Genomic DNA, 26590 nt, shown 5'->3' with positions numbered 1-26590 from the left:
TCCGCAAGCTGCTGGACCAGGGCCAGGCAGGCGACAACGCCGGTCTGCTGCTGCGCGGCACCAAGCGTGACGACGTCGAGCGCGGCCAGGTGCTGTGCAAGCCGGGTTCGATCAAGCCGCACACCGAGTTCGAAGCCGAAGTCTACGTGCTGTCCAAGGACGAGGGTGGCCGTCACACCCCGTTCTTCAAGGGCTACCGTCCGCAGTTCTACTTCCGCACCACCGACATCACTGGCGCTTGCCAGTTGCCGGAAGGCGTGGAAATGGTGATGCCGGGCGACAACGTGAAGATGGTCGTGACCCTGATCAACCCGGTCGCGATGGACGAAGGTCTGCGCTTCGCCATCCGTGAAGGCGGTCGTACCGTCGGCGCCGGCGTGGTTGCCAAGATCATCAAGTAAGAGAGCTGCAGGTCGACGGTCTAGGCCGTTGGTGCAGTGGAAAAGGGTCGGCGCAAGCCGGCCCTTTTTCGTTGTTGCCAGACAGTAGCGGTAAGGATGGGATGTGCGTCTAGCCGAGCATGGGCTTGCGCACCCAAATCACGTTCGATATAATGCGCGGCTCGGTGTCCCTGGGTAGGGCGCTGAGTTACAGCGAAAAGAACGGCAGGATGCCGCTCGTGTTCGCCAGACCGGGAAGGTCGCGTTGCATGGAGCACTCAACAACTCACGCGTTGTTGACGGTGCTCTTGTTGCGCATTATACTTTTCCGCCTGGGCAGGCCGGGTTACCGGGCTGCCTCAGTTTTTGGGCGGAGGAAATGCCCTCGCCAGCAGGACGCGCGGCGATTTCATTAACGTCAGGAATATCGGGGCAGGTATCCCAGAGGCCTTGCCCGTCGCTCTTTTAACGAAGGAAGCTTCCGTCATGTCGGAACAAAAGATCCGGATTCGGTTGAAGGCGTTCGATCATCGTTTGATCGACCGTTCGGCCAGCGAGATCGTCGAAACGGCTAAGCGGACCGGCGCGCAAGTGCGTGGCCCGATCCCGTTGCCGACCAAGATCGAACGTTACACCATCCTCGTGTCCCCGCACGCTGACAAAGATGCGCGTGACCAATACGAAACCCGCACACACAAGCGTGTGCTCGATATCGTCGACCCGAACGACAAGACCGTGGACGCGCTGATGAAGCTCGAACTCGCGGCTGGCGTCGACGTCCAGATCAAGCTGACCTGAGGACTACGACCATGACGAAGAAATATTCGTTGGGCTTCGTGGGCCGCAAGGCTGGTATGAGCCGCGTCTTCACTGAAGACGGTCGCTCGGTACCGGTCACGCTGATCGAAGCAACTCCGAACCGCATCGCGCAGATCAAGACCGTCGAAGTTGACGGCTACAGCGCCGTGCAGGTCACCGTTGGCGCCCGTCGTGCCGCGCTGGTCAACAAGCCGGCTGCTGGCCACTTCGCGAAGGCGAAGGTGGAAGCGGGTCGCGGCCTGTGGGAATTCCGTGTTGAAGATGCCCAGCTCGGCGATTTCGCCGTCGGTGGCGAAATCAAGGCGGACATTTTCGAGGTCGGCCAGAAGGTTGACGTCCAGGGCGTCACCAAGGGTAAGGGTTTCCAGGGCACCATCAAGCGCTACAACTTCCGTATGGGCGATGCAACCCACGGTAACTCGCTGTCGCATCGCGCGCCGGGTTCGCTGGGTCAGCGCCAGACCCCGGGCCGCGTTTTCCCGGGCAAGAAGATGTCGGGCCACATGGGCGCCGTGCAGCAAAGCACGCAGAACCTGGAAGTGGTCAAGGTCGACGTCGAGCGTGGTCTGATTGCTATCCGCGGCGCCGTGCCTGGCGCAGCTGGTGGCGACGTGATCGTCCGTCCGGCGAGCAAGGCATAAGGAGAGATGACGATGGAACTCGTTATCACGGGTAGCAACAGCAAGGTCTCGGTCTCCGATGCCGTGTTCGGTCGCGAATTCAGCGAAGATCTGGTTCACCAGGTCGTCGTCGCTTATCGCAACGCCGGTCGCGCCGGTACCAAGGCACAGAAGACGCGTTCGGAAGTTGCGGGCACGACCAAGAAGTCCAAGAAGCAGAAGGGCGGCGGTGCGCGTCATGGCGCGCTGACGGCTCCGATCTTCGTCGGCGGCGGCGTGACCTTCGCGGCCAAGCCGCGCAGCTTCGAGCAGAAGGTCAACCGCAAGATGTACCGTGCGGCCATCTGCGCGATTTTTTCCGAGCTGAACCGTCAGGGTCGTCTGATGATCGTCGACGCGTTCGACCTCGAAGCGACCAAGACCAAGGGCCTGATCGAAAAGCTCAAGGGCCTGGAAGTGGGCAAGCGCCCGCTGATCGTCACCGAAGAGGCTTCCGAGCACCTGTATCTGTCCGCTCGCAACCTGCCGTATGTGCAGGTGCGTGACGTGCAGGGCCTGGATCCGGTCGCTCTGGTCGGGGCCGATACGGTCGTGATCACCGCCGATGCGGTCAAGAAGGTCGAGGAGTGGCTGGCATGAGCAGCAACGAAAAAATCTTCAGCGTGCTGCGTGCTCCGCGAGTCTCCGAAAAGACCGCGCGCCTGCAGGAAATCTCCAACCAGTATGTCTTCGAAGTTTCGAACGACGCCACCAAGGCCGATGTAAAGGCCGCGGTTGAGCAGTTGTTCGACGTCAAGGTCAAGGCAGTCAACGTGGTCAACGTCAAGGGCAAGAGCAAGTCCTTCCGTAACCGTGCTGGCAACCGTGGCAATTGGCGCAAGGCGTACGTCCGCCTGGTCGATGGTCAGTCCATCGACGTAACGGCCAAGGCCTGAGGTCCATCCCATGCCATTGATGAAGTTCAAACCCACCTCTCCCGGCCGTCGTTCCGCCGTGCGCGTGGTCACTCCCGATCTGCACAAGGGCGCACCGCACGCGGCGCTGCTCGACTCGCAGAGCAAGTCCGGTGGTCGTAACCACCATGGCCGCATCACCGTGCGTCACGTCGGTGGTGGCCATAAGCAGCACTACCGCATCATCGACTTCAAGCGCAACAAGGAAGGCATTCCGGCGCGTGTGGAGCGGATCGAATACGATCCGAACCGTACCGCTCATATCGCCCTGCTGTGCTATGTCGACGGCGAGCGCCGCTACATCATCGCCCCGAAGGGCCTGAAGGCTGGCGACCAGGTCATTGCCGGTGCCAATGCACCGATCAAGACCGGCAACACGCTGCCGCTGCGTAACATCCCGGTCGGTACGACGGTTCACGGTATCGAGCTGAAGCCGGGTAAGGGCGCTCAGATCGCACGTGCTGCCGGTGCAGCCGTCCAGCTGGTCGCTCGCGAAGGCATCTATGCCACGCTGCGCCTGCGCTCGGGCGAAATGCGCAAGGTGCCGGTCGAGTGCCGCGCCACCATCGGCGAAGTCGGCAACGACGAGCACAACCTCGAGAAGTTGGGCAAGGCCGGCGCCAAGCGTTGGCGCGGTGTTCGCCCGACCGTTCGCGGTGCGGCCATGAACCCGGTCGATCACCCGCACGGTGGCGGTGAAGCGAAGGCTGGTCAGGGTAATCCGCATCCGGTCACCCCGTGGGGTGTTCCGACCAAGGGTTACAAGACGCGCAAGAACAAGCGCACCCAGCAGTTCATCGTCCGCGATCGTAGGGGCTAATCGACCATGGCACGTTCACTTAAGAAGGGCCCGTTCGTCGATCACCACCTTGCAAAGAAGGTGGAGTCCGCTGCGGGTAGCAAGAAGCCGATCAAGACCTGGTCGCGCCGTTCGATGATCCTGCCTGAAATGGTAGGCATCACCATCGCCGTGCATAACGGCAAGAACCACATTCCGGTGCTCGTCAACGAGAATATGGTCGGCCACAAGCTCGGCGAATTTGCCGTCACCCGGACCTTCAAGGGTCACGGTGGCGACAAGAAGTCGGGCAGGTAAGGAGAGATGACGATGGAAGCGAAAGCAATCCTGCGCACCGCGCGCATCTCCCCGCAGAAGGCCCGCCTGGTCGCTGACCAGGTGCGTGGTTTGTCCGCCGAGCGTGCGGTCAATCTGCTGAAGTTCTCGGACAAGAAGGCTGCACACCTGATCAAAAAGGTGGTGGAGTCGGCGATCGCCAATGCCGAAAACAATCAGGGCGCGGATGTCGACGAGCTGAAGGTCAAGACCATCATGGTTGATGAAGGTCCCTCCCTGAAGCGTTTCATGGCGCGGGCGAAAGGCCGCGGTACCCGCATCCTCAAGCGCACCAGCCACATCACTGTGGTTGTGGGCGCCGCCAAGTAAGCGGAAAGGAAAAGACCATGGGTCATAAAGTTCATCCGACTGGAATCCGCCTCGGCATCGCCAAGGACTGGAATTCCAAGTGGTACGCAAACAAGGCCGAGTTCGCCTCCTATCTGGCAGCCGACCTGAAAGTGCGTGAAATGCTGCGCAAGAAGCTCGCGCAGGCAGGTGTCAGCAAGATCTTGATCGAGCGCCCTGCCAAAACCGCCCGCGTGACCATTCACACCGCCCGTCCGGGTGTGGTGATCGGCAAGCGTGGCGAGGACATCGAAAAGCTGCGCAAGGAAGTGAGCGAGCTGATGGGCGTTCCGGCGCACATCAACGTCACCGAAGTGCGCAAGCCGGAGCTGGACGCGCAGCTGGTCGCCGAGTCGATCGCGCAGCAGCTTGAGCGTCGCATCATGTTCCGCCGTGCAATGAAGCGCTCGGTCGGTAACGCGATGCGCCTGGGTGCCTTGGGCATCAAGGTCAATGTGGCTGGCCGCCTCAACGGTGCAGAAATCGCCCGTTCGGAGTGGTACCGCGAAGGCCGCGTGCCGCTGCACACGCTACGTGCCGACATTGATTACGGTTTTGCCGAGGCGTCCACGACGTACGGCATCATCGGTATCAAGGTCTGGATCTATAAGGGCGAAGTCTTCGACTTCTCTCAGGTTGGCCAGGAAAAGCAGGACGACAGCCCGCGCAACGATCGTAACGATCGCGGCGACCGTGGTGACCGCCCGTCGCGCCCGGCTCGTGAAGCGAGGTAACGGCAATGTTGCAACCCAAGCGAACCAAATATCGCAAGATGCACAAGGGCCGTAACGACGGCCTGGCATGGAGCGGAAACGCCGTCAGCTTCGGCGAGTACGGCCTCAAGGCCACGGCGCACGGTCAGCTGACCGCACGCCAGATTGAAGCAGCACGCCGCACGATCAGCCGCCACGTCAAGAAGGGCGGCAAGATGTGGATCCGTGTGTTCCCCGACAAGCCGATCACCAAGAAGCCGATCGAAGTCCGCATGGGCTCCGGTAAGGGCAACGTGGAGTACTGGGTCGCGCAGATTCAGCCGGGCCGCATGATCTATGAAATCGAGGGAATCCCCGAAGAGACCGCACGCGAGGCGTTCCGCCTTGCCGCTGCCAAGCTCTCGGTGACCACCACTTTCGTGACCCGGACGGTGCGCTGATGGATATCAAACAACTCCGCGAGAAGTCGGCTGACGAATTGAAGGCCCACCTGACCGATCTGCGTAAGGAGCAGTTCTCGCTCCGTATGCAGCAGGTCACCGGCCAGCTGCCGAAGACCCACGAAACCCGCCGGGTGCGCCGCGAGATTGCTCGCGTCAAGCACCTGCTCGGCAGCACCAAGTAAGGACGGCCGCGATGAGCGACAATAACGAAAAGCAAACGCTGCGCACGGTCGAAGGCCGTGTCGTCAGCAACAAGATGGACAAGACGGTCACCGTGTTGGTGGAGCGCCAGGTCAAGCATGCTCTGTACGGCAAGTACATCAAGCGTTCGACCAAGCTGCACGCGCACGACGCCGACAATGCCTGCAACGAAGGCGACGTCGTGCGTGTGACCGAGATTGCTCCGATGTCCAAGACCAAGAACTGGCGGGTGGTGGAAATCGTCACCCGTTCGGCCGAATAAGGGAGATCTGAATCATGATCCAGATGCAGAGCTACCTCGATGTCGCCGACAATTCGGGTGCCAAGGAAGTGATGTGCATCAAGGTGCTGGGCGGCTCCAAGCGCCGTTACGCACATATTGGTGACATCATCAAGGTGACCGTCAAGGACGCCATTCCGCGTGGCAAGGTCAAGAAAGGCGAAGTCTACGACGCCGTCGTGGTGCGTACCCGCAAGGGTGTGCGCCGTCCCGACGGTTCGCTGATCCGCTTCGATGGCAACGCCGCTGTGCTGTTGAACAATAAGCAGGAGCCGATCGGGACCCGCATCTTCGGGCCGGTGACGCGCGAGCTGCGTTCCGAGAAGTTCATGAAGATCGTCTCGCTCGCTCCCGAAGTGCTGTGAGCGGAGGACATACACATGGCTAACCGTATCAAGAAGGGCGACCAGGTCGTCATCAACACCGGCAAGGACAAGGGTAAGCAGGGTGAAGTGGTGCGTGTGGACGGCGATCGCGTGATCGTCTCCAACGCCAACGTCATCAAGCGCCACACCAAGCCGAACCCGCAGGCAGGCGTTGCCGGCGGCGTGGTCGAGCGTGAAGCGTCGATCCATATCTCCAACGTCAATATCGTCAACCCGGCAACGGGCAAGGGCGAGCGCGTTGGCTTCAAGGTGCTGGAGGATGGACGCAAACTGCGTGTGTTCCGCTCCAGCGGTGAGGCGCTCGACGCCTGAGGAATGAGATCATGAACAGTCGTCTCGAAAAGTTTTACAAGGAAAACGTGGTGCCGGCCCTGATGAAGGAGTTCGGCTACACCAATCCGATGGAAGTGCCGAAGCTGGTCAAGGTCACGCTCAACATGGGCGTGGGCGAAGCCGCTACCAACAAGAAGATCCTGGAAAATGCGGTCGCCGACATGGCCAAGATCTCCGGTCAAAAGCCGGTGGTCACCAAGTCGCGCGTTTCGGTGGCATCCTTCAAGATCCGTGACGGTTGGCCGATCGGCTGCAAGACCACCTTGCGTCGCGCCAAGATGTACGAGTTCCTGGATCGCCTGATCAACATCTCGTTGCCGCGCGTGCGCGACTTCCGTGGTGTGTCCGGTCGCTCCTTCGACGGTCGTGGCAACTTCAACATGGGTGTGAAGGAACAGATCATCTTCCCCGAAATCGACTTCGACGCCGTCGATGCGATTCGCGGTATGGATATCGCCATCACCACCACCGCCAAGACGGATGCGGAAGCGAAGGCGCTGCTGGCAGCGTTCAAGTTCCCGTTCCGTAACTGACCGTCGAGGACATCCGAAATGGCAAAGACCTCCATGATCCACCGCGACATCAAGCGTGCAAAGCTGGCGAAGAAATTCGCCGGCAAGCGTGATGCGCTGAAGAAGATCCTCTCCAGTCAGGATGCGTCCTACGAAGAGAAGATCGATGCATCGACCAAGTTGCAGAAGCTGCCGCGCGATTCGTCGCCGAGCCGCCACCGCAACCGTTGCGAATTGTCCGGTCGTCCGCGCGGTGTCTACCGCAAGTTCGGTCTGGGTCGCAACATGCTGCGCAAGGCCACGATGAACGGCGACGTTCCGGGCCTGCGCAAGGCAAGCTGGTAACCGCATTCCGGCCGTTCGCGGCCGGATTTGAACAGGATCGTTCTGTTCAACAAGGGAGTCCGACGCAAGTCGGGCTCTTTTGTCGTATACTTCCGCTTCTGTCTTGCCCGTACGGGCCTGGCATGGCGTTAAGGGTTCTGGCCCGTCCCCAGGAAAACACAAGATTTTCGCGAAAGCGGATATCGGTGCACTCAAAGGTACTCAAATGAGCATGACTGATCCCATCGCCGACCTGCTGGTTCGCATTAAGAATGCGGCCGCGGTTGGTAAGCAGACGGTGAAATTGCCGTCGTCCAAAATTAAGGTTGCGATCGCCCAAGTCCTGAAGGACGAGGGTTACATCACCGACCTGCGCGTGACCCAGACCGAAAACAACAAGGCGGAACTGGAAATCGTGCTGAAGTATTTCGAAGGCCGCCCGGTCATCGAGACCCTGAAGCGTTTTTCGCGCTCGGGTCTGCGCCAGTACCGCGGCAAGACCGAGCTGCCCAAGGTCCTCGGTGGCCTGGGTATCGCCATCATCTCCACGTCGAAGGGCATCATGACCGATGCGCAGGCTCGCGAAGCCGGCGTTGGTGGTGAAGTTCTGTGCTTCGTGGCCTAAGGGAAGGAATCGAACATGTCCCGTGTAGCCAAGAAGCCTGTTTCCCTCCCGAAGGGTGTTGAACTCAAGGTCCAGCCTGAGCTGGTCAGCGTCAAGGGCCCGAAGGGCACGTTGACCCTGCCGAAGCCGGCTGGTGTCGAAATCGCCATCGATGGCGACGTTGCCACGCTGTCGGCTAACGATCCGTCGCAGATCGCCCTCACCGGCACCGTGCGCGCCATTTTGGCCAATATGGTCAAGGGTGTCTCCGAAGGCTTCGAGCGCAAGCTCGAGCTGGTGGGCGTCGGTTACCGTGCTGCCATGCAGGGCAAGGACCTGAGCCTGGCGCTCGGCTTCTCGCACCCGCTGGTGTTCGTGGCGCCGGAAGGCATCACGCTGTCGACCCCGAGCCAGACCGAAATCGTGGTCCAGGGCGCCGACAAGCAGCGCGTCGGCGAAGTTGCCGCCAAGATCCGCGGTTTCCGTCCGCCGGAGCCCTACAAGGGCAAGGGTGTGAAGTACGCCGGTGAAGTCATCATTCGCAAGGAAGCCAAGAAGGCGTAAGGCAGGTCCCTCTGCGAGGAGCCCGGCCATCCATGGCCGGACTTTTCAATGTACAAGCCTGTTTTCCTTCAGCTTTCGTAGGATAAATATCATGAGCATCAACAAGAACATCGCCCGTCTGCGTCGCGCCAAGTCCACCCGTGCGCACATCCGTGAGCTGGGCGTTGCCCGTCTATCGGTGCTGCGCACCGGCCAGCACCTGTATGCGCAGGTCTTCACTGCCGACGGCTCCAAGGTGATCGCTGCTGCGAACACCCTGCAGGCCGACGTCAAGGACGGCCTGAAGAACGGCAAGAACAGCGATGCGGCTGCCAAGGTCGGCAAGCTGATCGCCGAGCGCGCCAAGGCTGCGGGTATCGAGAAGGTCGCATTCGACCGCTCGGGCTACCGTTACCACGGCCGCATCAAGGCGCTCGCTGACGCGGCGCGCGAAGGCGGCCTGCAGTTCTAAGTACTGCTGCGAAGGTGGTCATCGACCACCTTCGCGATACCGCCGGCAGGAAGATGCCGGACCGACCCGTTCTTTTGCAGCGGCATCGGGAACACCGCGTCACTTCACAACCATAAGCGGCTTCGAGCCGTACATACTCAATCAATCAAGGAATCAAGATGGCAGAAGAACGTGCACCGCGGGGTCGTGATCGCGACCGTAACCGCGAAGAGAAAGTCGACGATGGCATGATCGAGAAGCTGGTCGCGGTCAATCGCGTCAGCAAGACCGTCAAGGGCGGTCGCCAGTTCACCTTCACCGCGCTGACCGTGGTCGGTGATGGTCTGGGCAAGGTCGGTTTCGGCTATGGCAAGGCGCGCGAAGTGCCGGTCGCCATCCAGAAGTCGATGGAACAGGCACGCAAGAACCTGGCCACTGTCGATCTGAACAACGGCACCTTGTGGCATGCCGTCAAGTCTGGCCATGGCGCAGCACGCGTCTACATGCAGCCGGCTTCGGAAGGTACGGGCGTCATCGCAGGCGGCGCCATGCGCGCTGTGCTGGAAGCGGTTGGCGTCAAGAACGTGCTTGCCAAGGCCGTCGGTTCGCGTAACCCGATCAACCTGGTCCGTGCGACTCTCAAGGGTCTGTCGGAAGTGCAGTCGCCGGCACGTGTTGCAGCCAAGCGCGGCAAGAAGGTGGAGGAGCTCAACCATGGCTAAGGACACCAACAAGACCGTGAAGGTGCGCCTGGTGCGTGGCCTGCGTGGAACCCAGTCGCGTCACCGCCTGTCGGTGCGTGCGTTGGGCCTGAATAAGCTCAACGATGTGCGTGAACTGAAGGACAGCCCGCAGGTGCGTGGCCTGATCAATACGGTTCACTACCTCGTCAAGGTTGAGGAGTAATCCCATGACTCTGCGTCTTAATGACCTCAAGCCGGCCGACGGCGCCCGTACCGAGCGCACCCGCGTCGGTCGTGGTATCGGTTCGGGCCTCGGTAAGACCGCTGGTCGCGGTCACAAGGGTTCGTTCGCTCGCAAGGGTGGCGGAAAGATCAAGGCCGGCTTCGAAGGCGGCCAGACCCCGATGCAGCGCCGTCTGCCGAAGATCGGTTTCCGCTCCAAGATGGCGCGCGATACCGCAGAAGTGTTGTCCTACCAGTTGGACAAGCTGGATGCCGGCGATGTCGACTTCGCAGCGCTGCGTGCGGCCAATCTGGTCCCGAGCCGCGCCAAGAAGGCGAAGATCGTGCTGAAGGGCAAGCTGAGCAAGAAGTTCGTGCTGAAGGGCGTTGCGGCAACCGCAGGCGCCAAGGCGGCAATCGAAGCTGCCGGCGGCAGCGTAGAGGAGTAATCGGCAGATGGCGCAGGCTGGCATTGGTAACCTCGGTGGCGGGCTCGGCAAGTTCACGGAACTTCGCCAGCGGCTACTGTTCGTCCTCGGGGCATTGATCGTCTATCGCATCGGTTGCTACGTGCCGGTGCCTGGCGTGAATCCCGATGCCATGCTTTCGTTGATGCAGGCGCAGGGCGGCGGCATCGTGGACATGTTCAACATGTTCTCGGGCGGCGCCCTGCACCGTTTCAGTATTTTTGCGTTGAACGTGATGCCGTACATCTCGGCATCGATCGTGATCCAGTTGGCCACGCATATCTTTCCCGCCCTCAAGGCGATGCAGAAGGAAGGCGAATCGGGCCGACGCAAGATCACCCAGTATTCGCGCATCGGTGCGGTGTTGCTGGCAGTGGTGCAGGGCGGCAGTATCGCGCTGGCACTGCAGAACCAGACCGCCCCGGGCGGCGCTCCGGTGGTCTATGCGCCGGGCATGGGCTTCGTGCTCACCGCGGTGATCGCATTGACCGCTGGCACCATCTTCCTGATGTGGGTCGGTGAGCAGGTCACCGAGCGCGGCATCGGTAACGGCGTATCGTTGATCATCTTCGCCGGTATTGTCGCAGGCCTTCCGTCGGCAGCGATCCAGACCGTTGAAGCGTTCCGCGAAGGCAATCTGAGCTTTATTTCGCTGTTGTTGATCGTCATCACGATCCTGGCGTTCACGCTGTTCGTCGTATTTGTCGAGCGTGGGCAGCGCCGGATCACGGTCAACTACGCGCGCCGCCAGGGCGGTCGCAATGCGTACATGAACCAGACCTCGTTCCTGCCGTTGAAGCTCAACATGGCCGGCGTGATTCCGCCGATCTTCGCGTCCAGCATCCTGGCATTCCCGGCGACGCTGTCGATGTGGTCCGGCCAGGCGGCCTCGGGTGGGGTGGGGTCGTGGCTGCAGAAGATTGCCAATGCGCTTGGGCCCGGTGAGCCGGTGCACATGCTGGTCTTCGCTGCGCTGATTATTGGTTTTGCGTTCTTCTATACCGCGCTGGTGTTCAACTCGCAGGAAACCGCGGACAACCTCAAGAAGTCGGGCGCACTGATTCCGGGCATCCGTCCTGGCAAGGCGACCGCTGATTATGTCGATGGCGTGCTGACGCGTCTGACCGCAGCCGGTTCGTTGTACCTGGTGATCGTTTGCCTGTTGCCGGAAATCATGCGCACGCAGCTCGGTACCTCGTTCCACTTCGGTGGCACTTCGCTGTTGATCGCGGTAGTGGTGGTGATGGACTTCATTGCGCAGATTCAGGCGCACTTGATGTCGCACCAGTATGAGAGCTTGCTGAAGAAGGCCAACCTGAAGGGTGGGTCACGCGGCGGTCTTGCGCGCGGTTAAGTGGTACACTAGATCTTCATTGCGTGAAGACGGCCTGGTTCCCGGGCCACGATCTTCCGATCAGAAGGGCGGCTCGCGCGACGTCTCGCGCGCGGGTGTGACGGGGTGGTCTTGTGCAGGAGTAGCACAGGCGATTCAGAGCGGTTTTCTGGATCAACACCGTCCGGCGCCGGAGCGAGGGCACACTCCCCACGCCGGGTCCATGGAACCTTTGGTTCCACGGGCTTCAAAGCAATCCGAGGCCTTGCTATAATTCCGAGTTCACTTTTGATCCATCCTGCCGGATGGCGCCTGGGCGCTGTCGGGCCATCACTCAGTTGGAGAATCGCGTCATGGCGCGTATTGCAGGCGTCAACCTGCCAGCCCAGAAGCACGTCTGGGTCGGGTTGCAAAGCATCTACGGCATCGGCCGTACCCGTTCGAAGAAGCTCTGCAAATCCGCAGGCGTTACCTCGACCACGAAGATTCGTGATCTGTCCGAACCCGAAATCGAGCGCCTGCGCGCCGAAGTCGGCAAGTATGTCGTCGAAGGCGACCTGCGCCGCGAAATCGGTATCGCGATCAAGCGACTGATGGACCTGGGCTGCTATCGCGGCCTGCGTCATCGCCGTGGTCTCCCGCTGCGTGGTCAGCGCACCCGTACCAACGCCCGCACCCGCAAGGGTCCGCGCAAGGCGATCAGGAAGTAAGGGATAGATCATGGCCAAGCCAGCAGAAAAGAAAACGAAGAAGAAGATCAAGCGCGTCATCACTGACGGCGTCGCTCACGTCCACGCTTCGTTCAACAACACCATCGTCACCATCACCGATCGCCAGGGCAATGCACTGTCGTGGGCTACGTCCGGCGGCGCCGGTTTCCGTGGTTCGCGTAAGTCGACCCCGTTCGCTGCCCAGGTTGCCGCCGAGAAGGCTGGCCGCGCTGCGCTCGATTACGGCGTGAAGTCGCTGGAAGTGCGTATCAAGGGTCCGGGTCCGGGCCGTGAGTCGGCCGTGCGTTCGTTGAACAACGTGGGCTACAAGATCACCAACATCATCGACGTGACGCCAATCCCGCACAACGGGTGCCGTCCGCCGAAGAAGCGTCGCGTCTAAAGGGAGCGATAAGAAATGGCTCGTTATATCGGTCCTACCTGTAAGCTCGCGCGTCGCGAAGGCGCCGACCTTTCCCTCAAGAGCCCGGCGCGTGCGCTGGACTCCAAGTGCAAGCTTGAGCAGAAGCCCGGCCAGCACGGCGCGGCTCGCAAGGGCAAGCTCTCCGACTACGCCACCCAGCTGCGCGAAAAGCAGAAGGTCAAGCGTATCTACGGTCTGCTGGAACGTCAGTTCCGCAACTACTACAAGAAGGCCTCGACCAAGAAGGGCAACACCGGCGAGAACCTGCTGCAGTTGTTGGAAACCCGTCTGGACAACGTCTGCTATCGCATGGGCTTTGCCGTCACCCGTCCGGCTGCGCGCCAGCTGGTGTCGCACCGTGGCGTGCTGGTCAACGGCAAGTCGGTGAACCTGGCCTCGTACCAGATCAAGGCCGGCGATGCGATCACGCTGTCGGAAAAGGCACAGAAGCAGCTCCGCGTGCAGGAAGCCCTGACCGTGGCTGAGCAGCACGACATGACGCCGTCGTGGGTTGAAGTCGATTCGAAGAAGTTCAGCGGCGTGTTCAAGGCCGTTCCGGATCGCGCTGACCTGCCTTCGGATATCAACGAAGCGCTGATCGTCGAGTTGTATTCGAAGTAATTCACATTGGAGAACCTCCGGTACTGCCGGAGGTTCGCAGGAGACCCCGCAACATGACGGTTACCGCCAACCAGGTTCTGCGCCCCCGTGGTCCGCAGATCGAACGTCTTACCGACAACCGTGCCAAGGTCGTGATCGAACCCTTGGAGCGCGGTTACGGGCACACGTTGGGCAATGCCCTGCGTCGTGTGTTGTTGTCGTCGATCCCCGGTTTTGCGATCACCGAGGTCGAGATCGACGGCGTGCTGCACGAGTACACCACGGTCGAAGGTCTGCAGGAAGACGTGCTCGACGTCCTGCTGAACCTGAAAGACGTGGCGATTCGTATGCACAGTGGCGATAGCGCCACGCTGTCGTTGTCCAAGCAGGGTCCGGGTACGGTCACTGCGGCAGACATCAGGACCGATCACAACGTCGAGATCATCAACGGCGACCACGTGATCTGCCACCTGACCAAGGACACGGCGCTGAACATGCGCTTGAAGATCGAGCGCGGTTTCGGCTATCAGCCGGCTGCTGCGCGTCGTCGTCCGGACGAAGAGACCCGCACCATCGGTCGTCTGATGCTGGACGCGTCGTTCTCGCCCGTGCGTCGCGTTGCCTACGCCGTGGAAGCTGCGCGTGTTGAACAGCGCACCGACCTCGACAAGCTGGTGATCGATATCGAAACCAACGGCACGATCGATGCCGAGGAAGCCGTGCGCACCGCCGCCGACATCCTTAGCGATCAGCTGTCGGTGTTCGGCGATTTCACCCACCGCGACCGCGGTGCGGCCAAGCCGGCTGCCAGCGGTGTGGATCCGGTGCTGCTGCGCCCGATCGACGACCTCGAGCTGACCGTGCGTTCGGCCAACTGCCTGAAGGCCGAGAGCATCTACTACATCGGCGATCTGATCCAGAAGACCGAAGTCGAGCTGCTCAAGACCCCGAATCTGGGCAAGAAGTCGCTGACCGAAATCAAGGAAGTGCTGGCCCAGCGCGGCCTCGCTCTGGGCATGAAGCTGGAGAACTGGCCGCCGGCCGGTGTCGCCCAGCACGGCATGCTTGGTTAATGCATCAAGGCATGGGCGTCTTCGGGCGCCCATGCTGTTTTTCTACATCGACGGGCCGAAGCCCGCGATGACATCCGGTCAAAGGACGGCCGGCTCGGACCAACCGCAGTCCATTCAACAGCGCCAGGATGGCGACAACGTCACTGAAGCAGTCTCAATATTCCTTAGGAAACCACACTCATGCGTCACCAGAAATCCGGCCGTAAGTTCAACCGCACCAGCGCACACCGCGAAGCCATGTTCCGCAATATGGCCGCCTCGCTGTTCAAGCACGAGCTGATCAAGACCACCTTGCCGAAGGCCAAGGAACTGCGTCGCGTCGCCGAGCCGCTGATCACCATCGGCAAGGTCGATGGCGTTGCCAATCGTCGTCTGGCATTTGCTCGCCTGCGCGACAAGGAAGCCGTGGGCAAGCTGTTCGTCGAACTGGGCCCGCGTTACGCGACCCGTCCCGGCGGCTACCTGCGCATCCTGAAGGCTGGCTTCCGTGCCGGTGACAATGCGCCGATGGCGTATGTCGAGCTGGTCGACCGTCCGGTCGTTGCCGAAGAAGTGGCCGAGTAATCGGATCGCCTCTGTAAAGATTCTTCAAAAAGCCCGGCACACGCCGGGCTTTTTTATTGCCGGTCGAACGGGTTGGGCGCTGAACGCTGTTGGCTCTATCTGTCGGCCGACGCGTGCTGCGCCGGAGGGGGCGGCGCGGCTGAGCGAGCGTCCACCGAAAGCGCCTGCGGCTTGGTCGATGCGTGCAGGTGCCCGAGGGCGCACCGAGCGTCGCTGAGATTGGATGTTTGGTGCGGTGGCCTTGATCCTGGGGTAATGCGTGCAGGTCTTCGTCGCGTTGTCGCCGCGATGCGGAAGATCCCACCAGTGCCTGGCCCGATGGCCCGCCCGTTCGGGCATGCGTGGTCACGGCCGTGGCGATGGCTGATAATCGACAACCTGACCCAAGGCAAGCAGTGACGATGAATCCATTTCGTTGGAGTTTCCGGGCGCAGTTTCTGCTGGGCTTTCTTGCATGCGCAGGATTGCTGGCTTACGCGATCTATGTGCAGTTGCATCTGGGTCTGGAGCCTTGCCCGCTGTGCATCTTCCAACGGATCGCCTTCGCAGCGCTGGCAGTGTGTTTCCTGCTTGGCGCACTGCATGGGCCGCGTGCCGCCGCCGGGCGCAAGGTCTATGGGGTCTTGAGTTTCATCGCCGCAGGCGTGGGTATGGGCATCGCTGCGCGGCATGTGTGGGTGCAGATCCGGCCCAAGGACATGATGTCTTCGTGCGGGCCGCCGTTGAGCTTTCTGAGCGAGACGATGGGGCCCTTCGAGGTGTTCCGCACCGTGCTGACCGGCACCGGCGACTGCGGCAATATCGATTGGCGCTTCCTCGGGTTGAGCATGCCGATGTGGAGCATGGTGTGGTTCGTAGGGTTGGCGCTGTGGGCCTTATATGCGGGCTTCAAGGTACGGCGTAGTACGGTTCATCACTAACAGGTCCGGCGCTTTGCAATCCGCTGCGGCAGCCTCGTAGGCGTGCAGGGGGGCATCGCGACGGGAACGGCCGCTTTACTTAGACGACGCTGTTGCGTAATTGACGGGTAAAAGTGCGCCTGATCCGCTGCAGGTCAGGCGCCTTGATTCGTCGCAAGGTGGCCGGCCTGCGCTGCGCTTGCTCGAGGCTTCTGCTTCCTGGCCTTCATACTGGAAGCCGTTGCTGCCGCTCGCATGCGTCTGCGGCGTGTTGACCGTGAGTGACAATAGCGACATCGAAGGCGTGACTGATCACTGGCTCTTTCCGCTGGCCAGCGCTGGTGGATCGCAGTTGGATCGCGGCACCGCTCGATTCGATAAGCCGATATGTACACGTTCGCCAAACGATGCGCATCCGCCGCATGCAGGCGGTACGCAGCGTGGCCAGCCGTGCTGCAGGCTTAGTCGTCGAACGTCGGCAACGAATGGGCTGGTTCTGCCGGTCCATTCGCTGCCTTGCACCGCAATCAGAATTCCTGCTGCAGGCTCACATAGACGCCGCGGCGCGGCGCCCATTGCGGCGCGAATACGCCGATGCCGCCGCCATCGCGCAACTGGTAGCTGCGGTTGAGGACATTGACCGCGGCCAGTTGCACATGCAGCGGATGCGTGTTGACGTCAAAGTCGTGGCCGACGCTGGCATTCAACTGGAAGTAAGACGGAAGCGACGCACCGTTTGGCACCGTGTCGGTATCGGTGCGCAGGCCGCTGCCGAACAGATAGTTGAGGCCGACCTTGCTGCCTTCGCTGAAGGCGTAGTTGACGCCGCCGGACGAGGTCAGCTTCTGATCGTGATCCAGGTGGATCCAGTTGTCGTAGGTATAGGCCAGCGCATCCGGATCGAAGTTGTACAGGCTGGTCATGACCCGCTTGCCCATGGCCTTGCTGTAGGCGAGGTTGAAATATGCCGTCACGGGCCCGTTGGTGTAGTCGGCGCTGAATTCGGCGCCGCGGATGCGGCCATAGCGGTAATTGAAAGTCGAATAGACATAGGCGGCACCGAACTGGCCTTCGTCCTGAAGCCGGTCGGCCTTGCGGTAATAGGTGTCCAGGCCAAGCGTCAGATGGTCGGTGACCACTTGCGAGATGCCCAGGTCGTAGTAGTCGCTACGCTCGCTCAGTGGCGTGGTCGGGCCGTCACCGGCCGACTGCTGATTGGTGGTGCCGTCGTAGAGCGCGATGTCGCTGGTGGAGATCAACTCGCTGGCCGGCGGGGTGAAGTAACGCGCGTATCCGGCGTGCAGGGTGGTGCTGTCGCTGGCGCGCCAGATGACGCCCAGGCGCGGGCTGAGCTGACCTTCGGTCGTACCGAAGGCCTTGTACTTGTCGCCGCGCAGGCCGTAATTGACGGTCCAGTCCTCGCCGATCTTCCACTCGTCCTGCAGGTAGAGCGCGTAGGTGCTGGCATGGAAGCGGCTGCCGTCGAGAATGAACAGCGGCACGTTGCTGCTCTGGCTGCCGTCGTCGTTGGCCTGGAAGACATACGAATTGTTGCTGGCGATGGCGTGTTCGAAATTGCCGTACACGCCGTAGCGCAGCGTGTGCGAGCCGCCCCAGGGCGTTGCGAAGTCCGCCTGCACGGTATTGGCGCGGTTGCTGCGGTCCACTTGCGAGGCGATGCCGTTGAAGATCAGGTCGCCGGCAATGTCGGGGGAGAAGGCGACGCTGCTGTAACGCTGGCCGGCGGAGAGCTGATAGTTGGTGTCGCCGAGCGTGCCTTGCAGGGCCAGGGTGCCGAAACGGGTGTTTTCGAGCTGGTTCTCGTCCAGGCGCGAGGAGTCGAAATCGGTGGTGCCCAGGTAATCGAAGGCCGGCGTCTGCCCCGGATTGTTGGGGATCTGGAAGCGGTTGTTCGCGTAGCCGACCAGCAGGCTGAGACGGGTGTCCTCGTTGACCAGGTAGGTCAGATCGGCGAAGCCCTTGCCCTGATGGGTTTTGTCATGGAGGGGGTTGAGGCTGTCGACCGGGTTTTCCAGGCCATTCTTGTTCTGGTCGTAATCGCCGCTGACAAACCAGCTCCAACGCCCGCTGCTGCCCCACAGCGAGGCGTTGGGGTTGATGGTGCCGTAGGAGCCGGCGGTGATGCCGACGCTGCCGCCATTGCCGAGCTCGGCGCCGTTCTTGGTGGTGATGTCGACCACCGCAGCGGTGCGGTCGCCGAACTGTGCCGGCAATGCGCCATCGAGCAGCTTGAGGTTCTTGATGATGCGCGGCTCCAGGCTCTGGCCGAAGCCGGAGATGGATTCGGGAATGATCACGCCGTTGATGCGGTACTGCAGGTTGGCGTGGTCGCCGCGCACGTGGATGCCGCCGTAGGAATCCTGTACCACGCCCGGCGCCTGCAGCAGGACCTGATTGAGTGGCGTCGCCGCGCCGAGCGGCAGGCGATCGATATCCTCAGCGGTGATGGCAAATTGGCTGCTGCCGATGTCCGGCGACAGGGCATTGCGTGCCGCCTCGAGCTTGGCGATCACATTGACCGTATCCAGGTCGGTCGTGCGCTCGGAGTCGGCATCGGCGGCAAACGCCGCACCGATGGGGGCGGCCAGCAGGGCGACGGTGATGGCGGCAGACAGAAGGCGAGGAGTCATGGCGGTTTCGCGTGGCGGATGAGGGAGGGTGTTGTTATTTTGTAACGTTGAGCGCTTTGGCGAGCGCTAGCGTAGGTCGAAAGTCATGGCTCGACGGGCGATGTTGTTTGCTGTTCAGGTCGAAGGGGCCGGCGCGCGAATGCCACTTCGGGCCGACGCGGCGGCAATTCGGAGCCACTGGCCTCCCGGCGCTTTGCGTAGCGTTCCGGCTCTGCCAACATCGCAGGCTGCCTAGGAGTCCTCTCATGAATCTTTCCGCTGCCACTTCCGTGACCGATTCCGCCGCCGCAGCGTGGGCGCCGGACAGCTGGCGCGGCAAACCTGCATTGCAGCTGCCGGTGTACCCGGATGAAAACGCGCTGCAGGCGGCCATGCACGAGTTGGGGCGGCTGCCGCCGCTGGTGACCTCGTGGGAAATCTTTGCGCTCAAGCGCCAGCTGGCGGAAGCGCAGGAAGGCAAGCGCTTCCTGCTGCAGGGTGGCGATTGCGCTGAGAATTTCAGCGATTGCGAATCGGGCACCATCTCCAACCGGTTGAAGGTGCTGCTGCAAATGAGCCTGGTGCTGGTGCACGGCCTGCATCTGCCGGTGGTGCGGGTGGGTCGCTTTGCCGGGCAATACGCCAAGCCGCGCTCGGCCGATACCGAAACGCGCGATGGCGTGACCTTGCCGAGCTATCGCGGCGATGTGATCAATGCGCCGGCCTTCACCGAGGCCGCGCGCGTGCCCGATCCGCGTCGCATGATCACCGCGCATTCGCGCTCGGCAATGACGATGAACTTCGTGCGTGCGTTGATCGACGGTGGCTTTGCCGACCTGCATCACCCCGAATACTGGAATCTGGATTGGGTGGGCTATTCGCCGCTGGCGGCGGACTACCAAAAGATGGTTGCCTCGATCGGCGACGCCGTGCGCTTCATGGAAACGCTGTCCGGGGCGGAGGTGTACAACCTCAATCGCATCGATTTCTACACCTCGCACGAGGCCTTGTTGCTGCCGTACGAAGAAGGCCTGACCCGGCAGGTGCCGCGTCAATGGGGCTGGTTCAATCTCAGCACGCATTACCCGTGGATCGGGATGCGGACGGCCGCGCTGGATGGCGCGCACGTGGAATACCTGCGTGGCGTGCGCAACCCGATCGCGATCAAGGTGGGGCCGTCGGTGCAGCCGGACCAGCTGCTGCGCCTGATCGATGTGCTCAATCCTGAGGACGAACCCGGGCGTTTGAGCTTCATCCATCGCATGGGCGCAGCGCAGATCGCCGACAAACTGCCGCCGCTGCTGGACGCGGTCAAGCGCGACGGGCGGCGGGTGCTGTGGGTCTGCGATGCGATGCATGGCAATACCGAAAGCACCGGAAATGGCTATAAGACGCGGCGTTTCGACAATATCCGCAACGAAGTGGAGACCTCGTTCGATCTGCACGCGGCCGCCGGCACGCGGCTGGGCGGCGTGCATCTGGAACTCACCGGCGAAGATGTCACCGAATGCACCGGCGGTGCGCGCGAACTCACCGAGCGCGATCTGGAGCGGGCGTATCGCTCCAGCGTGGATCCGCGTCTGAACTACGAACAGTCGCTGGAAATTGCGATGGCGATCGTGCGCAAGCAACAACAGGTGGCCTCGCAGCCGCTGGGCGCATGAGTGGCGTGTGCGCATGACGTGATGCTCATGCCGCGTGCGGCATGCTCTAGCAGCCATCCCTCTTTCCCCCCACAGGAGGAACGGTTTGACTGCCGATTGGAACGTCATCCGCGAATACGCAATCCCGCTCGGTGCCTCGCTGTTGGCGGGCATCGTCACCTGGTCGTTGATGCTGTGGCTGTTTCGCCGCATGCAGGGTCGCGACTACCGCCGTGCGCGCATCATTCGCGTGATCACGCTGCCGGCGGCGTTTATCCTGCCGCTGTTGTTTCTGGGGATCGCCACCGAAGCGACCCCATTGGCCGGCAAGGCGCTGGCAGCGGTACAGCATCTGCTGCATCTGGGAATCGTCGGCTGCGTCACCTGGTTGCTGGTACGCGCGGTGGCCGCCGGCGAAGCGGCGATCTTGCGCAGCAACCCGATCGAGGTGTCGGACAACCTCACCGCACGGCGCATCCAGACCCAGACGCGGGTGCTGAGCCGCGTGCTGATGGGCACGGTGATCTTGCTCGGCATTTCGGTGGTGCTGCTGACCTTCCCGCAGGTGCGCCAGATCGGCAAGACCTTGCTGGCGTCGGCCGGCATCATCGGGCTGGTGGCCGGTATCGCGGCCAAGCCGGTATTCGGCAACCTGATCGCCGGCCTGCAGATTGCACTGACCCAACCGATTCGCCTGGACGATGTGGTGATCGTGGAAGGCGAGTGGGGCCGCATCGAAGAGATCGGTAGCTCGTACGTGGTGGTGCGGATCTGGGACGAGCGCCGCATGGTGGTGCCGCTGACGTGGTGGATCGAAAACCCGTTTCAGAACTGGACACGCAGCAGCGCCGACCTGCTCGGCACCGCGTTCCTTTGGCTGGATTACCGCACGCCGATTGCAGCGGTACGTGCGGAGCTGGAGCGCATCTGCCACAGCGAGCCGCTATGGGACGGCCGCGTGTGCGTGACCCAGATTACCGACACCAGCGACAACACCATCCAGGTGCGACTGCTGGTAAGCGCGCGCAATTCCGGCGATGCCTTCGATCTGCGCTGCCTGGTGCGCGAACGCATGATCGATTTCCTGACGCGCGAGCATGCGTATGCATTGCCGAGGCTGCGCGCCGAAATCGCCACGCAGGAAAGGCCGCCATCACGTCCTGCCGAGCCGATTGCGCAGGAGAGCGTGCGTTCGCCGGGCGCCGAAGACGGCGAGCCTGCGGCCAGCATCTAGCGCGGCCAAGAAAATGACTGCATTGCCGCCAAGCGGGTGCGGCCGTGTCCGGACCGGCATTGACTACTCGTACATGCGGTTCCGAGGGCGCCGGCCACGCCCACCTGACGACGTTCGCTACGTTTTGTAGCTGCTTTTTTCGGGTGGTATTGCGCTAACTGCCGGCATGACATGGGTTCGGCAGGCATTTGCACAGGCACCCGCCGGGCCGGTTCTTCCTCTGGGGCGCCAGGCGTCACGGCGGTCAATCATGCTGGCGCGACCCCGGCGCCGGCGCGACGGGTGTCGCGCCTGACGTTGCCGGACCTGGCGCAGCCGGCGCACTGGGCGCATAGCCAGGCGTAAAGCGCGCATGGCTGCGTTGCTCGTACGCATACGCCAGCTCGATCAGGCGCGGCTCGCTCCAGGCCGTGCCCATGAACAACAGGCCGAGTGGCAAGCCCTGGGCCTGTCCCATCGGCACGCTCAGGCTTGGATAGCCGGCCACTGCAGCGGCACCATAGCCGGCGCCGGGGAAGCTGTCGCCCTTGCCGAGCGTGGTGGTCCACGCCGCGCCGGTGGTGGGCACGATCAAGGCATCCAGGCGATCTGCCTTCAAGGCTGCGTCGATGCCTTCCGGCCCGGCCAACCGCTTGGCGTTGGCGCGCGCGCTCAGATACCCCGCATCATCGAGACCGGGCGCTGCCTGCGCCTGTTCGAACAGCTCCTGCCCGAAGTACGGCATCTCGCGCTGCGCATGGTTGCGATTGAACGCAATCAACTGCTGCAGGGTCGACACGGGCGCGTGGTGGTTTTGCAGATACGCATTCAAGCCGGCCTTGAATTCGACCAATAAGACCATCTGCTCGGCCGCGTCCCACTTGCCATCGGTGACCAGGGCGGTCTCAACCACGGTGGCGCCTGCCGCACGCAGCGTCTGCACGGCGCGGTCGAGCGCTGCGGCGATCGCCGGGTCCTCGCGGAGCGGATTGCGCAACAGGCCCAGGCGCGCGCCACGCAGGCTGTCGGGTTTCAGGTGGGCGAGATAATCGGCGCTGGCCGCCGGTGCCTTGGCAGTGGCGGGGTCCTGCGGGTCGGGGGCGGCGATGGCCTGCAGCACTGCAGCCGCATCGGCGACGCTGCGCGTCATCGGGCCGGCGGTGTCCTGGCTGGTGGAAATCGGGATGATGCCGTCGCGACTGACCAGGCCAACCGTCGGCTTGAGCCCGACCAGGCCGTTGACCGATGCCGGACAGGTAATGCTGCCATCGGTTTCGGTACCGATGCCGACGGTGGCCAGGCTGGCCGCGATGGCCGCACCGGTGCCGGCACTGGAGCCGCAGGGATTACGATCCAGCGCATACGGATTGCGCGTGAGCCCCCCGCGTCCGCTCCAGCCGGAACTGGATTGGGTGGAGCGGAAATTGGCCCATTCGCTGAGGTTGGTCTTGCCCAGGATCACCGCACCGGCAGCGCGCAGGCGCTGCACCACGAACGCGTCGCGGTCGGGACGGAACTCGGCCAACGCCAGCGAGCCGGCGCTGTTGACCATCGGCAGCGCGTCGATATTGTCCTTGAGCAGTACCGGGATGCCGTGCAGCGGCCCACGCACATGGCCGGCTTTGCGTTCGGCATCCAGGGCGCGGGCGTCGGCTTCGGCCTGCGGATTGAGTTCGATCACCGCGTTGAGCCTGGGGCCGGCGCGATCGATGCTGGCAATACGCTGCAGATACGCGCGCGTCAGTTGCAGGCTGCTGCTCTGGCCGCTGGCCATGCGCGCCTGCAGGCCGGCCACGTCGGCCTCGGCCAGATCGATGGGGGTGGCGGTGGAATCGCTGGGAGTAGCGGTCGCCGCGCGCGACGCGTCATCGGCATGCGCACAGCCACATAGCGCTGCCAGCAGCGCGAAAGACAAAGTGATGGATCGCATGAATGGTCGTCCCCGGGGAGAAGTCGCAGGCTAACGGCGCTGCGTCGGGGTGACAACGGAGGACGTGCCCGCCAACGGGTAGGCAGGCTCAGCGACGGCGGCGTCGCACCAGGTCGCGTGCCAGCACGCCGACCACCAGCAGGTTGATCGCCAGCACGCCCCAGGCGGTCCAGCCGGGATGACGCACGATGGCGTAGATATCGAAAGGCAGATAGATGGCCGCCGACAGGCAGCCCAGCACCGAGGCCCACGCCTTGGCACGCCACAGACCCCAGGCTTCCACCACATGCAGCAGGCCATAGGCCAGCATGGCGGCAGCGGCCAGATGCACTGCATCGGGACTGATGGTCTTGAGCAACGACGGCAGTGCGCCGTGGTCGGGGTCCAAATTGAAGCGGCGGATCAGGGTGATGACCGCGTTTTGCAGCGGGAGCGGGCCCAGAATTTCCAGGCCCGTCGCCGCCAACAGCGCAAGCGTCCCCTTGACCGCCTCAAGCAAGGCGATCACATGCAGTCCCGGATGCGCGCGCGGATCCGGGCTATAGGGTTTGTCACTCACGCGTCAGCTCAACAACTCAGCCCGAACGGCCAGCACGCTTGCGGTCGCTCTCGGTCAGGAACTTCTTGCGCAGGCGGATTTCCTTCGGGGTGACTTCCACCAGCTCGTCGTCCTCGATGAAGTCCAGCGCCTGTTCCAGCGTGTACTTGATCGCCGGGGTCAGCTTGATCGCATCGTCCTTGCCCGAGGCGCGCATGTTGGTCAGCGGCTTGGTCTTGATCGCGTTGACGGTCAGGTCGTTGTCCTTGGAATGGATGCCGACCAGCTGGCCTTCGTACACGTTGTCGCCTTCGGCGGCGAACAGGCGGCCACGCTCTTCCAGCGGTCCCAGTGCATAGGCCGGCGTTGCGCCCGGTGCATTGGCAATCATCACGCCGTTCTGGCGCTTGGCGATCGCGCCCTGTTCCTTCGGACCGTAGTGGTCGAACACGTGGAACAGCAGGCCCGAGCCCTGGGTCAGGGTGCGGAATTCGTTCTGGAAGCCGATCAGGCCACGCGCCGGGATCATGTAATCCAGACGCACGCGGCCCTTGCCGTCGGGTTCCATGTTCTTCAGCTGGCCCTTGCGGGTGCCCAGCTTTTCCATCACGCCGCCCTGGTGCTGTTCTTCGATGTCCACCACCAGCTGTTCGATCGGCTCCATCAGCTTGCCGTCGATTTCCTTGATGATCACTTCCGGACGCGACACGGCCAGTTCGTAGCCTTCACGACGCATGTTTTCGATCAGCACCGACAGGTGCAGCTCGCCACGGCCGGAGACCAGGAATTTGTCGGCGTCCGAGCCTTCCTCGACCTTCAGCGCCACGTTGTGCACCTTCTCGCTGTCCAGACGGTCGCGCAGCTGGCGGCTGGTCAGGAACTTGCCGCCGGACAGGTCCTTGTTACCGGCGAACGGCGAGTTGTTGACCTGGAAGGTCATCGAGATGGTGGGCTCGTCCACGGTCAGCGCCGGCAGCGCTTCGGGATGATCGAGCGCGCACACGGTGTCGGAGATGGTCAGTTCCTGGATGCCGGAGATGGCCACGATGTCACCGGCCTCGGCGGTGTCCTGCTCGATACGCTCCAGGCCCAGGAAGCCCAGCACCTGCAGCACTTTGCCCTGGCGCTTCTTGCCTTCGCGGTCGATCACGCTGACCGGCATGTTCTTCTTCAGGGTGCCGCGCTGGATGCGGCCGATGCCGATCACGCCGACGAAGTTGTTGTAGTCCAGCTGGCTGATGCGCATCTGGAACGGGCCGTCCGGGTCAACGTCCGGGGCCGACACGTGCTGCATGATCGCTTCGTACAGCGGAGTCATGTCGCCTTCGCGCACGTCCGAATCCAGGCTTGCGTAGCCGTTCAGTGCGGAGGTGTAGACGATCGGGAAATCCAGCTGCTCGTCGGTGGCGCCGAGCTTGTCGAACAGGTCGAACACCTGGTCGATCACCCAGTCAGGGCGTGCGCCGGGACGGTCGATCTTGTTGACCACCACGATCGGCTTGAAGCCCATCGCAAAGGCCTTCTGGGTCACGAAGCGGGTCTGCGGCATCGGGCCGTCCATCGCGTCGACCAGGATCAGCACCGAGTCCACCATCGACAGCACGCGCTCGACTTCGCCACCGAAGTCGGCGTGTCCGGGGGTGTCGACGATATTGATGCGGTTGCCCTGCCAGGTGATGGCGGTGTTCTTGGCCAGGATCGTGATGCCACGTTCCTTTTCCTGGTCGTTGCTGTCCATCACGCGCTCAGCCAACACGGTGCGTTCGGACAGGGTGCCGGACTGCTTCAGCAGGCAGTCGACGAGGGTGGTCTTGCCATGGTCGACGTGCGCGACGATGGCGATATTGCGGAGTTTTTCGATAGACATGCGGAAAGGGCCCCTGTCTGGCGCCAGTCTTGAGATGAGGTAAGCCCGACATTATAGCGGTTTCGTTGCGCTGCCGTTGCCGATTGCCCTGAGTCGATTCAGATCGCCCATTCAGCGGGCGTGACGGGCCGGGTCCGTGGCAGGCGGGAGCGTTGGACGATGGTCGTACCCATACGGCCGGCCACGCACCCGGGTGTATCCTAGCGGGCTATTGATCACCCCAGAACCTGCAAGGATTTCTATGTCCCTGATCGCCACTTTCGATACCTCCCGCGGCCCGATCGTCGTCGAGCTGTACCCGGACAAGGCCCCGCTGACGGTTGCCAACTTCGTTAACCTGGCCAAGCGCGGCTTCTACAACGGTCTGAGCTTCCACCGCGTCATCGCCGACTTCATGATCCAGGGCGGTTGCCCCGAAGGTTCCGGCCGCGGCGGCCCGGGCTACCGTTTCGAAGACGAGGCCAACAATGGCGTCGGTCACGAGCGCGGCGTGCTGTCCATGGCCAATGCCGGCCCGAACACCAACGGCAGCCAGTTCTTCATCACCCACACCGCCACTCCGTGGCTGGACGGCAAGCACACCGTGTTCGGCAAGGTCACCCAGGGCCTGGACGTGGTCGATAGCGTTGCCCAGGGCGACACCATCAAGACGCTCACCATCGAAGGCGACACCGACGCCGTGCTGGCCGCCAAGGCCGACCGCGTTGCGGAGTGGAACAAGATCCTCGCCGCCTGATCGCATCCCGTCGAACGGCCGCCATGTGCGGCCG

Annotated in this window: 35 protein-coding genes, 1 other RNA gene and 2 pseudogenes; 33 read left to right on the top strand and 5 right to left on the bottom strand. The window is 62.5% G+C overall.

Annotation, left to right across the window (positions count from 1 at the left end; genetic code table 11):
- The 29 genes and pseudogenes from J7367_RS08415 to J7367_RS08275 all read left to right on the top strand — a co-directional run.
- Positions 1–401: pseudogene (locus tag J7367_RS08415) on the top strand (elongation factor Tu); the annotation flags it as partial.
- 465 nt (positions 402–866) lie between these two features.
- A complete protein-coding gene (gene rpsJ / locus J7367_RS08410; RefSeq protein WP_003486723.1) occupies positions 867–1178 on the top strand; it encodes a 30S ribosomal protein S10 in 312 nt (103 codons plus the stop codon).
- Between the two features lie 11 nt (positions 1179–1189).
- Entirely contained in the window at positions 1190–1840 is a 651-nt protein-coding gene (gene rplC, locus J7367_RS08405) for a 50S ribosomal protein L3 (protein WP_005917121.1), read from the top strand.
- A 12-nt stretch (positions 1841–1852) separates the two neighbouring features.
- A complete protein-coding gene (gene rplD / locus J7367_RS08400; protein WP_057661883.1) occupies positions 1853–2458 on the top strand; it encodes a 50S ribosomal protein L4 in 606 nt (201 codons plus the stop codon).
- Positions 2455–2754 (top strand): 50S ribosomal protein L23, encoded by a 300-nt coding sequence (rplW, locus tag J7367_RS08395; protein ID WP_057661879.1) that lies wholly within the window; start codon positions 2455–2457, stop codon positions 2752–2754. The genes rplD and rplW overlap by 4 nt, the downstream gene beginning before the upstream one ends.
- Positions 2755–2764: 10 nt before the next feature.
- Positions 2765–3592: a 50S ribosomal protein L2 gene (gene rplB / locus J7367_RS08390; RefSeq protein ID WP_003486715.1), complete on the top strand. Its 828-nt coding sequence runs from the start codon at positions 2765–2767 to the stop codon at positions 3590–3592.
- A gap of 6 nt (positions 3593–3598) precedes the next feature.
- Positions 3599–3868, top strand: a complete 270-nt coding sequence (gene rpsS, locus J7367_RS08385) for a 30S ribosomal protein S19 (protein ID WP_005917128.1) — start codon at positions 3599–3601, stop codon at positions 3866–3868.
- Positions 3869–3880: 12 nt separating this feature from the next.
- Complete coding sequence (gene rplV / locus J7367_RS08380) at positions 3881–4216, top strand: 50S ribosomal protein L22 (protein WP_003486710.1); 336 nt, start codon at positions 3881–3883, stop codon at positions 4214–4216.
- 17 nt (positions 4217–4233) lie between these two features.
- Positions 4234–4968, top strand: coding sequence for a 30S ribosomal protein S3 (rpsC, locus tag J7367_RS08375; RefSeq protein ID WP_003486708.1), 735 nt, complete (start codon positions 4234–4236; stop codon positions 4966–4968).
- Positions 4969–4973: 5 nt separating this feature from the next.
- On the top strand, positions 4974–5387 hold the full coding sequence (gene rplP, locus J7367_RS08370; protein WP_003486706.1) for a 50S ribosomal protein L16: 414 nt from the start codon (positions 4974–4976) through the stop codon (positions 5385–5387).
- Entirely contained in the window at positions 5387–5572 is a 186-nt protein-coding gene (rpmC, locus tag J7367_RS08365; protein ID WP_003486703.1) for a 50S ribosomal protein L29, read from the top strand. Before rplP ends, rpmC begins: the two co-directional genes overlap by 1 nt.
- An 11-nt stretch (positions 5573–5583) precedes the next feature.
- Positions 5584–5853, top strand: coding sequence for a 30S ribosomal protein S17 (gene rpsQ, locus J7367_RS08360; protein WP_003486701.1), 270 nt, complete (start codon positions 5584–5586; stop codon positions 5851–5853).
- Between the two features lie 14 nt (positions 5854–5867).
- Entirely contained in the window at positions 5868–6236 is a 369-nt protein-coding gene (rplN, locus tag J7367_RS08355; protein ID WP_003486699.1) for a 50S ribosomal protein L14, read from the top strand.
- A gap of 15 nt (positions 6237–6251) precedes the next feature.
- Positions 6252–6569, top strand: a complete 318-nt coding sequence (gene rplX, locus J7367_RS08350) for a 50S ribosomal protein L24 (protein ID WP_003486696.1) — start codon at positions 6252–6254, stop codon at positions 6567–6569.
- A gap of 11 nt (positions 6570–6580) precedes the next feature.
- Positions 6581–7123: a 50S ribosomal protein L5 gene (rplE, locus tag J7367_RS08345; RefSeq protein ID WP_057661878.1), complete on the top strand. Its 543-nt coding sequence runs from the start codon at positions 6581–6583 to the stop codon at positions 7121–7123.
- Positions 7124–7141: 18 nt separating this feature from the next.
- A complete protein-coding gene (rpsN, locus tag J7367_RS08340) occupies positions 7142–7447 on the top strand; it encodes a 30S ribosomal protein S14 (RefSeq protein WP_005917137.1) in 306 nt (101 codons plus the stop codon).
- Positions 7448–7652: 205 nt separating this feature from the next.
- Positions 7653–8051, top strand: coding sequence for a 30S ribosomal protein S8 (gene rpsH, locus J7367_RS08335; RefSeq protein ID WP_003486688.1), 399 nt, complete (start codon positions 7653–7655; stop codon positions 8049–8051).
- 15 nt (positions 8052–8066) lie between these two features.
- Positions 8067–8594 (top strand): 50S ribosomal protein L6, encoded by a 528-nt coding sequence (rplF, locus tag J7367_RS08330; RefSeq protein WP_017156220.1) that lies wholly within the window; start codon positions 8067–8069, stop codon positions 8592–8594.
- Between the two features lie 91 nt (positions 8595–8685).
- Positions 8686–9045 carry a 50S ribosomal protein L18 gene (rplR, locus tag J7367_RS08325; protein ID WP_003486684.1) on the top strand — a complete coding sequence of 120 codons (360 nt, stop codon included), beginning with the start codon at positions 8686–8688 and terminating at the stop codon, positions 9043–9045.
- A gap of 158 nt (positions 9046–9203) precedes the next feature.
- Positions 9204–9746, top strand: coding sequence for a 30S ribosomal protein S5 (gene rpsE / locus J7367_RS08320; RefSeq protein ID WP_003486682.1), 543 nt, complete (start codon positions 9204–9206; stop codon positions 9744–9746).
- Entirely contained in the window at positions 9739–9930 is a 192-nt protein-coding gene (gene rpmD / locus J7367_RS08315) for a 50S ribosomal protein L30 (protein ID WP_003486678.1), read from the top strand. Before rpsE ends, rpmD begins: the two co-directional genes overlap by 8 nt.
- Positions 9931–9934: 4 nt before the next feature.
- Entirely contained in the window at positions 9935–10378 is a 444-nt protein-coding gene (gene rplO, locus J7367_RS08310) for a 50S ribosomal protein L15 (RefSeq protein WP_057661876.1), read from the top strand.
- Positions 10379–10385: 7 nt separating this feature from the next.
- Complete coding sequence (gene secY / locus J7367_RS08305; RefSeq protein ID WP_008571664.1) at positions 10386–11750, top strand: preprotein translocase subunit SecY; 1365 nt, start codon at positions 10386–10388, stop codon at positions 11748–11750.
- A gap of 332 nt (positions 11751–12082) precedes the next feature.
- Positions 12083–12439, top strand: coding sequence for a 30S ribosomal protein S13 (gene rpsM, locus J7367_RS08300; RefSeq protein ID WP_057661874.1), 357 nt, complete (start codon positions 12083–12085; stop codon positions 12437–12439).
- Positions 12440–12449: 10 nt separating this feature from the next.
- Positions 12450–12842 (top strand): 30S ribosomal protein S11, encoded by a 393-nt coding sequence (gene rpsK, locus J7367_RS08295; RefSeq protein ID WP_003486671.1) that lies wholly within the window; start codon positions 12450–12452, stop codon positions 12840–12842.
- Between the two features lie 15 nt (positions 12843–12857).
- Positions 12858–13484: a 30S ribosomal protein S4 gene (rpsD, locus tag J7367_RS08290; protein ID WP_002811641.1), complete on the top strand. Its 627-nt coding sequence runs from the start codon at positions 12858–12860 to the stop codon at positions 13482–13484.
- A 53-nt stretch (positions 13485–13537) separates the two neighbouring features.
- Positions 13538–14536: a DNA-directed RNA polymerase subunit alpha gene (gene rpoA / locus J7367_RS08285; protein WP_002811635.1), complete on the top strand. Its 999-nt coding sequence runs from the start codon at positions 13538–13540 to the stop codon at positions 14534–14536.
- 180 nt (positions 14537–14716) lie between these two features.
- Positions 14717–15100, top strand: coding sequence for a 50S ribosomal protein L17 (gene rplQ, locus J7367_RS08280; protein WP_003486665.1), 384 nt, complete (start codon positions 14717–14719; stop codon positions 15098–15100).
- 401 nt (positions 15101–15501) lie between these two features.
- Positions 15502–16020: a disulfide bond formation protein B gene (locus tag J7367_RS08275; RefSeq protein WP_007968887.1), complete on the top strand. Its 519-nt coding sequence runs from the start codon at positions 15502–15504 to the stop codon at positions 16018–16020.
- A 134-nt stretch (positions 16021–16154) separates the two neighbouring features.
- Here J7367_RS08275 and J7367_RS08270 read toward each other — a convergent pair.
- Together J7367_RS08270 and J7367_RS08265 are read right to left on the bottom strand one after the other, a co-directional pair.
- A pseudogene (locus tag J7367_RS08270) lies at positions 16155–16507 on the bottom strand (hypothetical protein).
- 19 nt (positions 16508–16526) lie between these two features.
- The gene (locus J7367_RS08265) at positions 16527–18650 is read right to left on the bottom strand and encodes a TonB-dependent receptor (protein ID WP_057661869.1); all 2124 of its coding nucleotides are present in this window, start codon (positions 18648–18650) and stop codon (positions 16527–16529) included.
- 245 nt (positions 18651–18895) lie between these two features.
- Between J7367_RS08265 and J7367_RS08260 the strand changes: the two genes are divergently transcribed.
- The 3 genes from J7367_RS08260 (at position 18896) to J7367_RS08250 (ending at position 21638) form a co-directional block, all read left to right on the top strand.
- The gene (locus J7367_RS08260) at positions 18896–20293 is read left to right on the top strand and encodes a 3-deoxy-7-phosphoheptulonate synthase class II (RefSeq protein WP_022558413.1); all 1398 of its coding nucleotides are present in this window, start codon (positions 18896–18898) and stop codon (positions 20291–20293) included.
- An 85-nt stretch (positions 20294–20378) separates the two neighbouring features.
- The gene (locus J7367_RS08255; RefSeq protein ID WP_007968892.1) at positions 20379–21506 is read left to right on the top strand and encodes a mechanosensitive ion channel domain-containing protein; all 1128 of its coding nucleotides are present in this window, start codon (positions 20379–20381) and stop codon (positions 21504–21506) included.
- A 58-nt stretch (positions 21507–21564) separates the two neighbouring features.
- Positions 21565–21638, top strand: a non-coding RNA gene (locus tag J7367_RS08250) — sX9 sRNA.
- 112 nt (positions 21639–21750) lie between these two features.
- Here the strand turns inward: J7367_RS08250 and J7367_RS08245 are convergent.
- From J7367_RS08245 to typA, 3 genes are all read right to left on the bottom strand, one after another.
- Positions 21751–23400 carry an amidase gene (locus J7367_RS08245; protein ID WP_176215037.1) on the bottom strand — a complete coding sequence of 550 codons (1650 nt, stop codon included), beginning with the start codon at positions 23398–23400 and terminating at the stop codon, positions 21751–21753.
- 103 nt (positions 23401–23503) lie between these two features.
- Positions 23504–23923 (bottom strand): DUF2127 domain-containing protein, encoded by a 420-nt coding sequence (locus J7367_RS08240; RefSeq protein WP_008571656.1) that lies wholly within the window; start codon positions 23921–23923, stop codon positions 23504–23506.
- A gap of 67 nt (positions 23924–23990) precedes the next feature.
- Positions 23991–25820, bottom strand: coding sequence for a translational GTPase TypA (typA, locus tag J7367_RS08235; RefSeq protein WP_057661862.1), 1830 nt, complete (start codon positions 25818–25820; stop codon positions 23991–23993).
- Positions 25821–26061: 241 nt separating this feature from the next.
- Between typA and J7367_RS08230 the strand changes: the two genes are divergently transcribed.
- Positions 26062–26556, top strand: coding sequence for a peptidylprolyl isomerase (locus tag J7367_RS08230; protein ID WP_007968896.1), 495 nt, complete (start codon positions 26062–26064; stop codon positions 26554–26556).
- Positions 26557–26590: the final 34 nt, after the last annotated feature.

Origin of the sequence: Xanthomonas sp. D-36-1 (assembly GCF_017746155.1) — a bacterium.
In the GTDB taxonomy this organism is placed as follows: domain Bacteria; phylum Pseudomonadota; class Gammaproteobacteria; order Xanthomonadales; family Xanthomonadaceae; genus Xanthomonas; species Xanthomonas cissicola.
The sequence above is the reverse complement of the archived record's forward strand: the minus strand, read 5'-3'. Positions and strand labels throughout refer to the sequence as shown.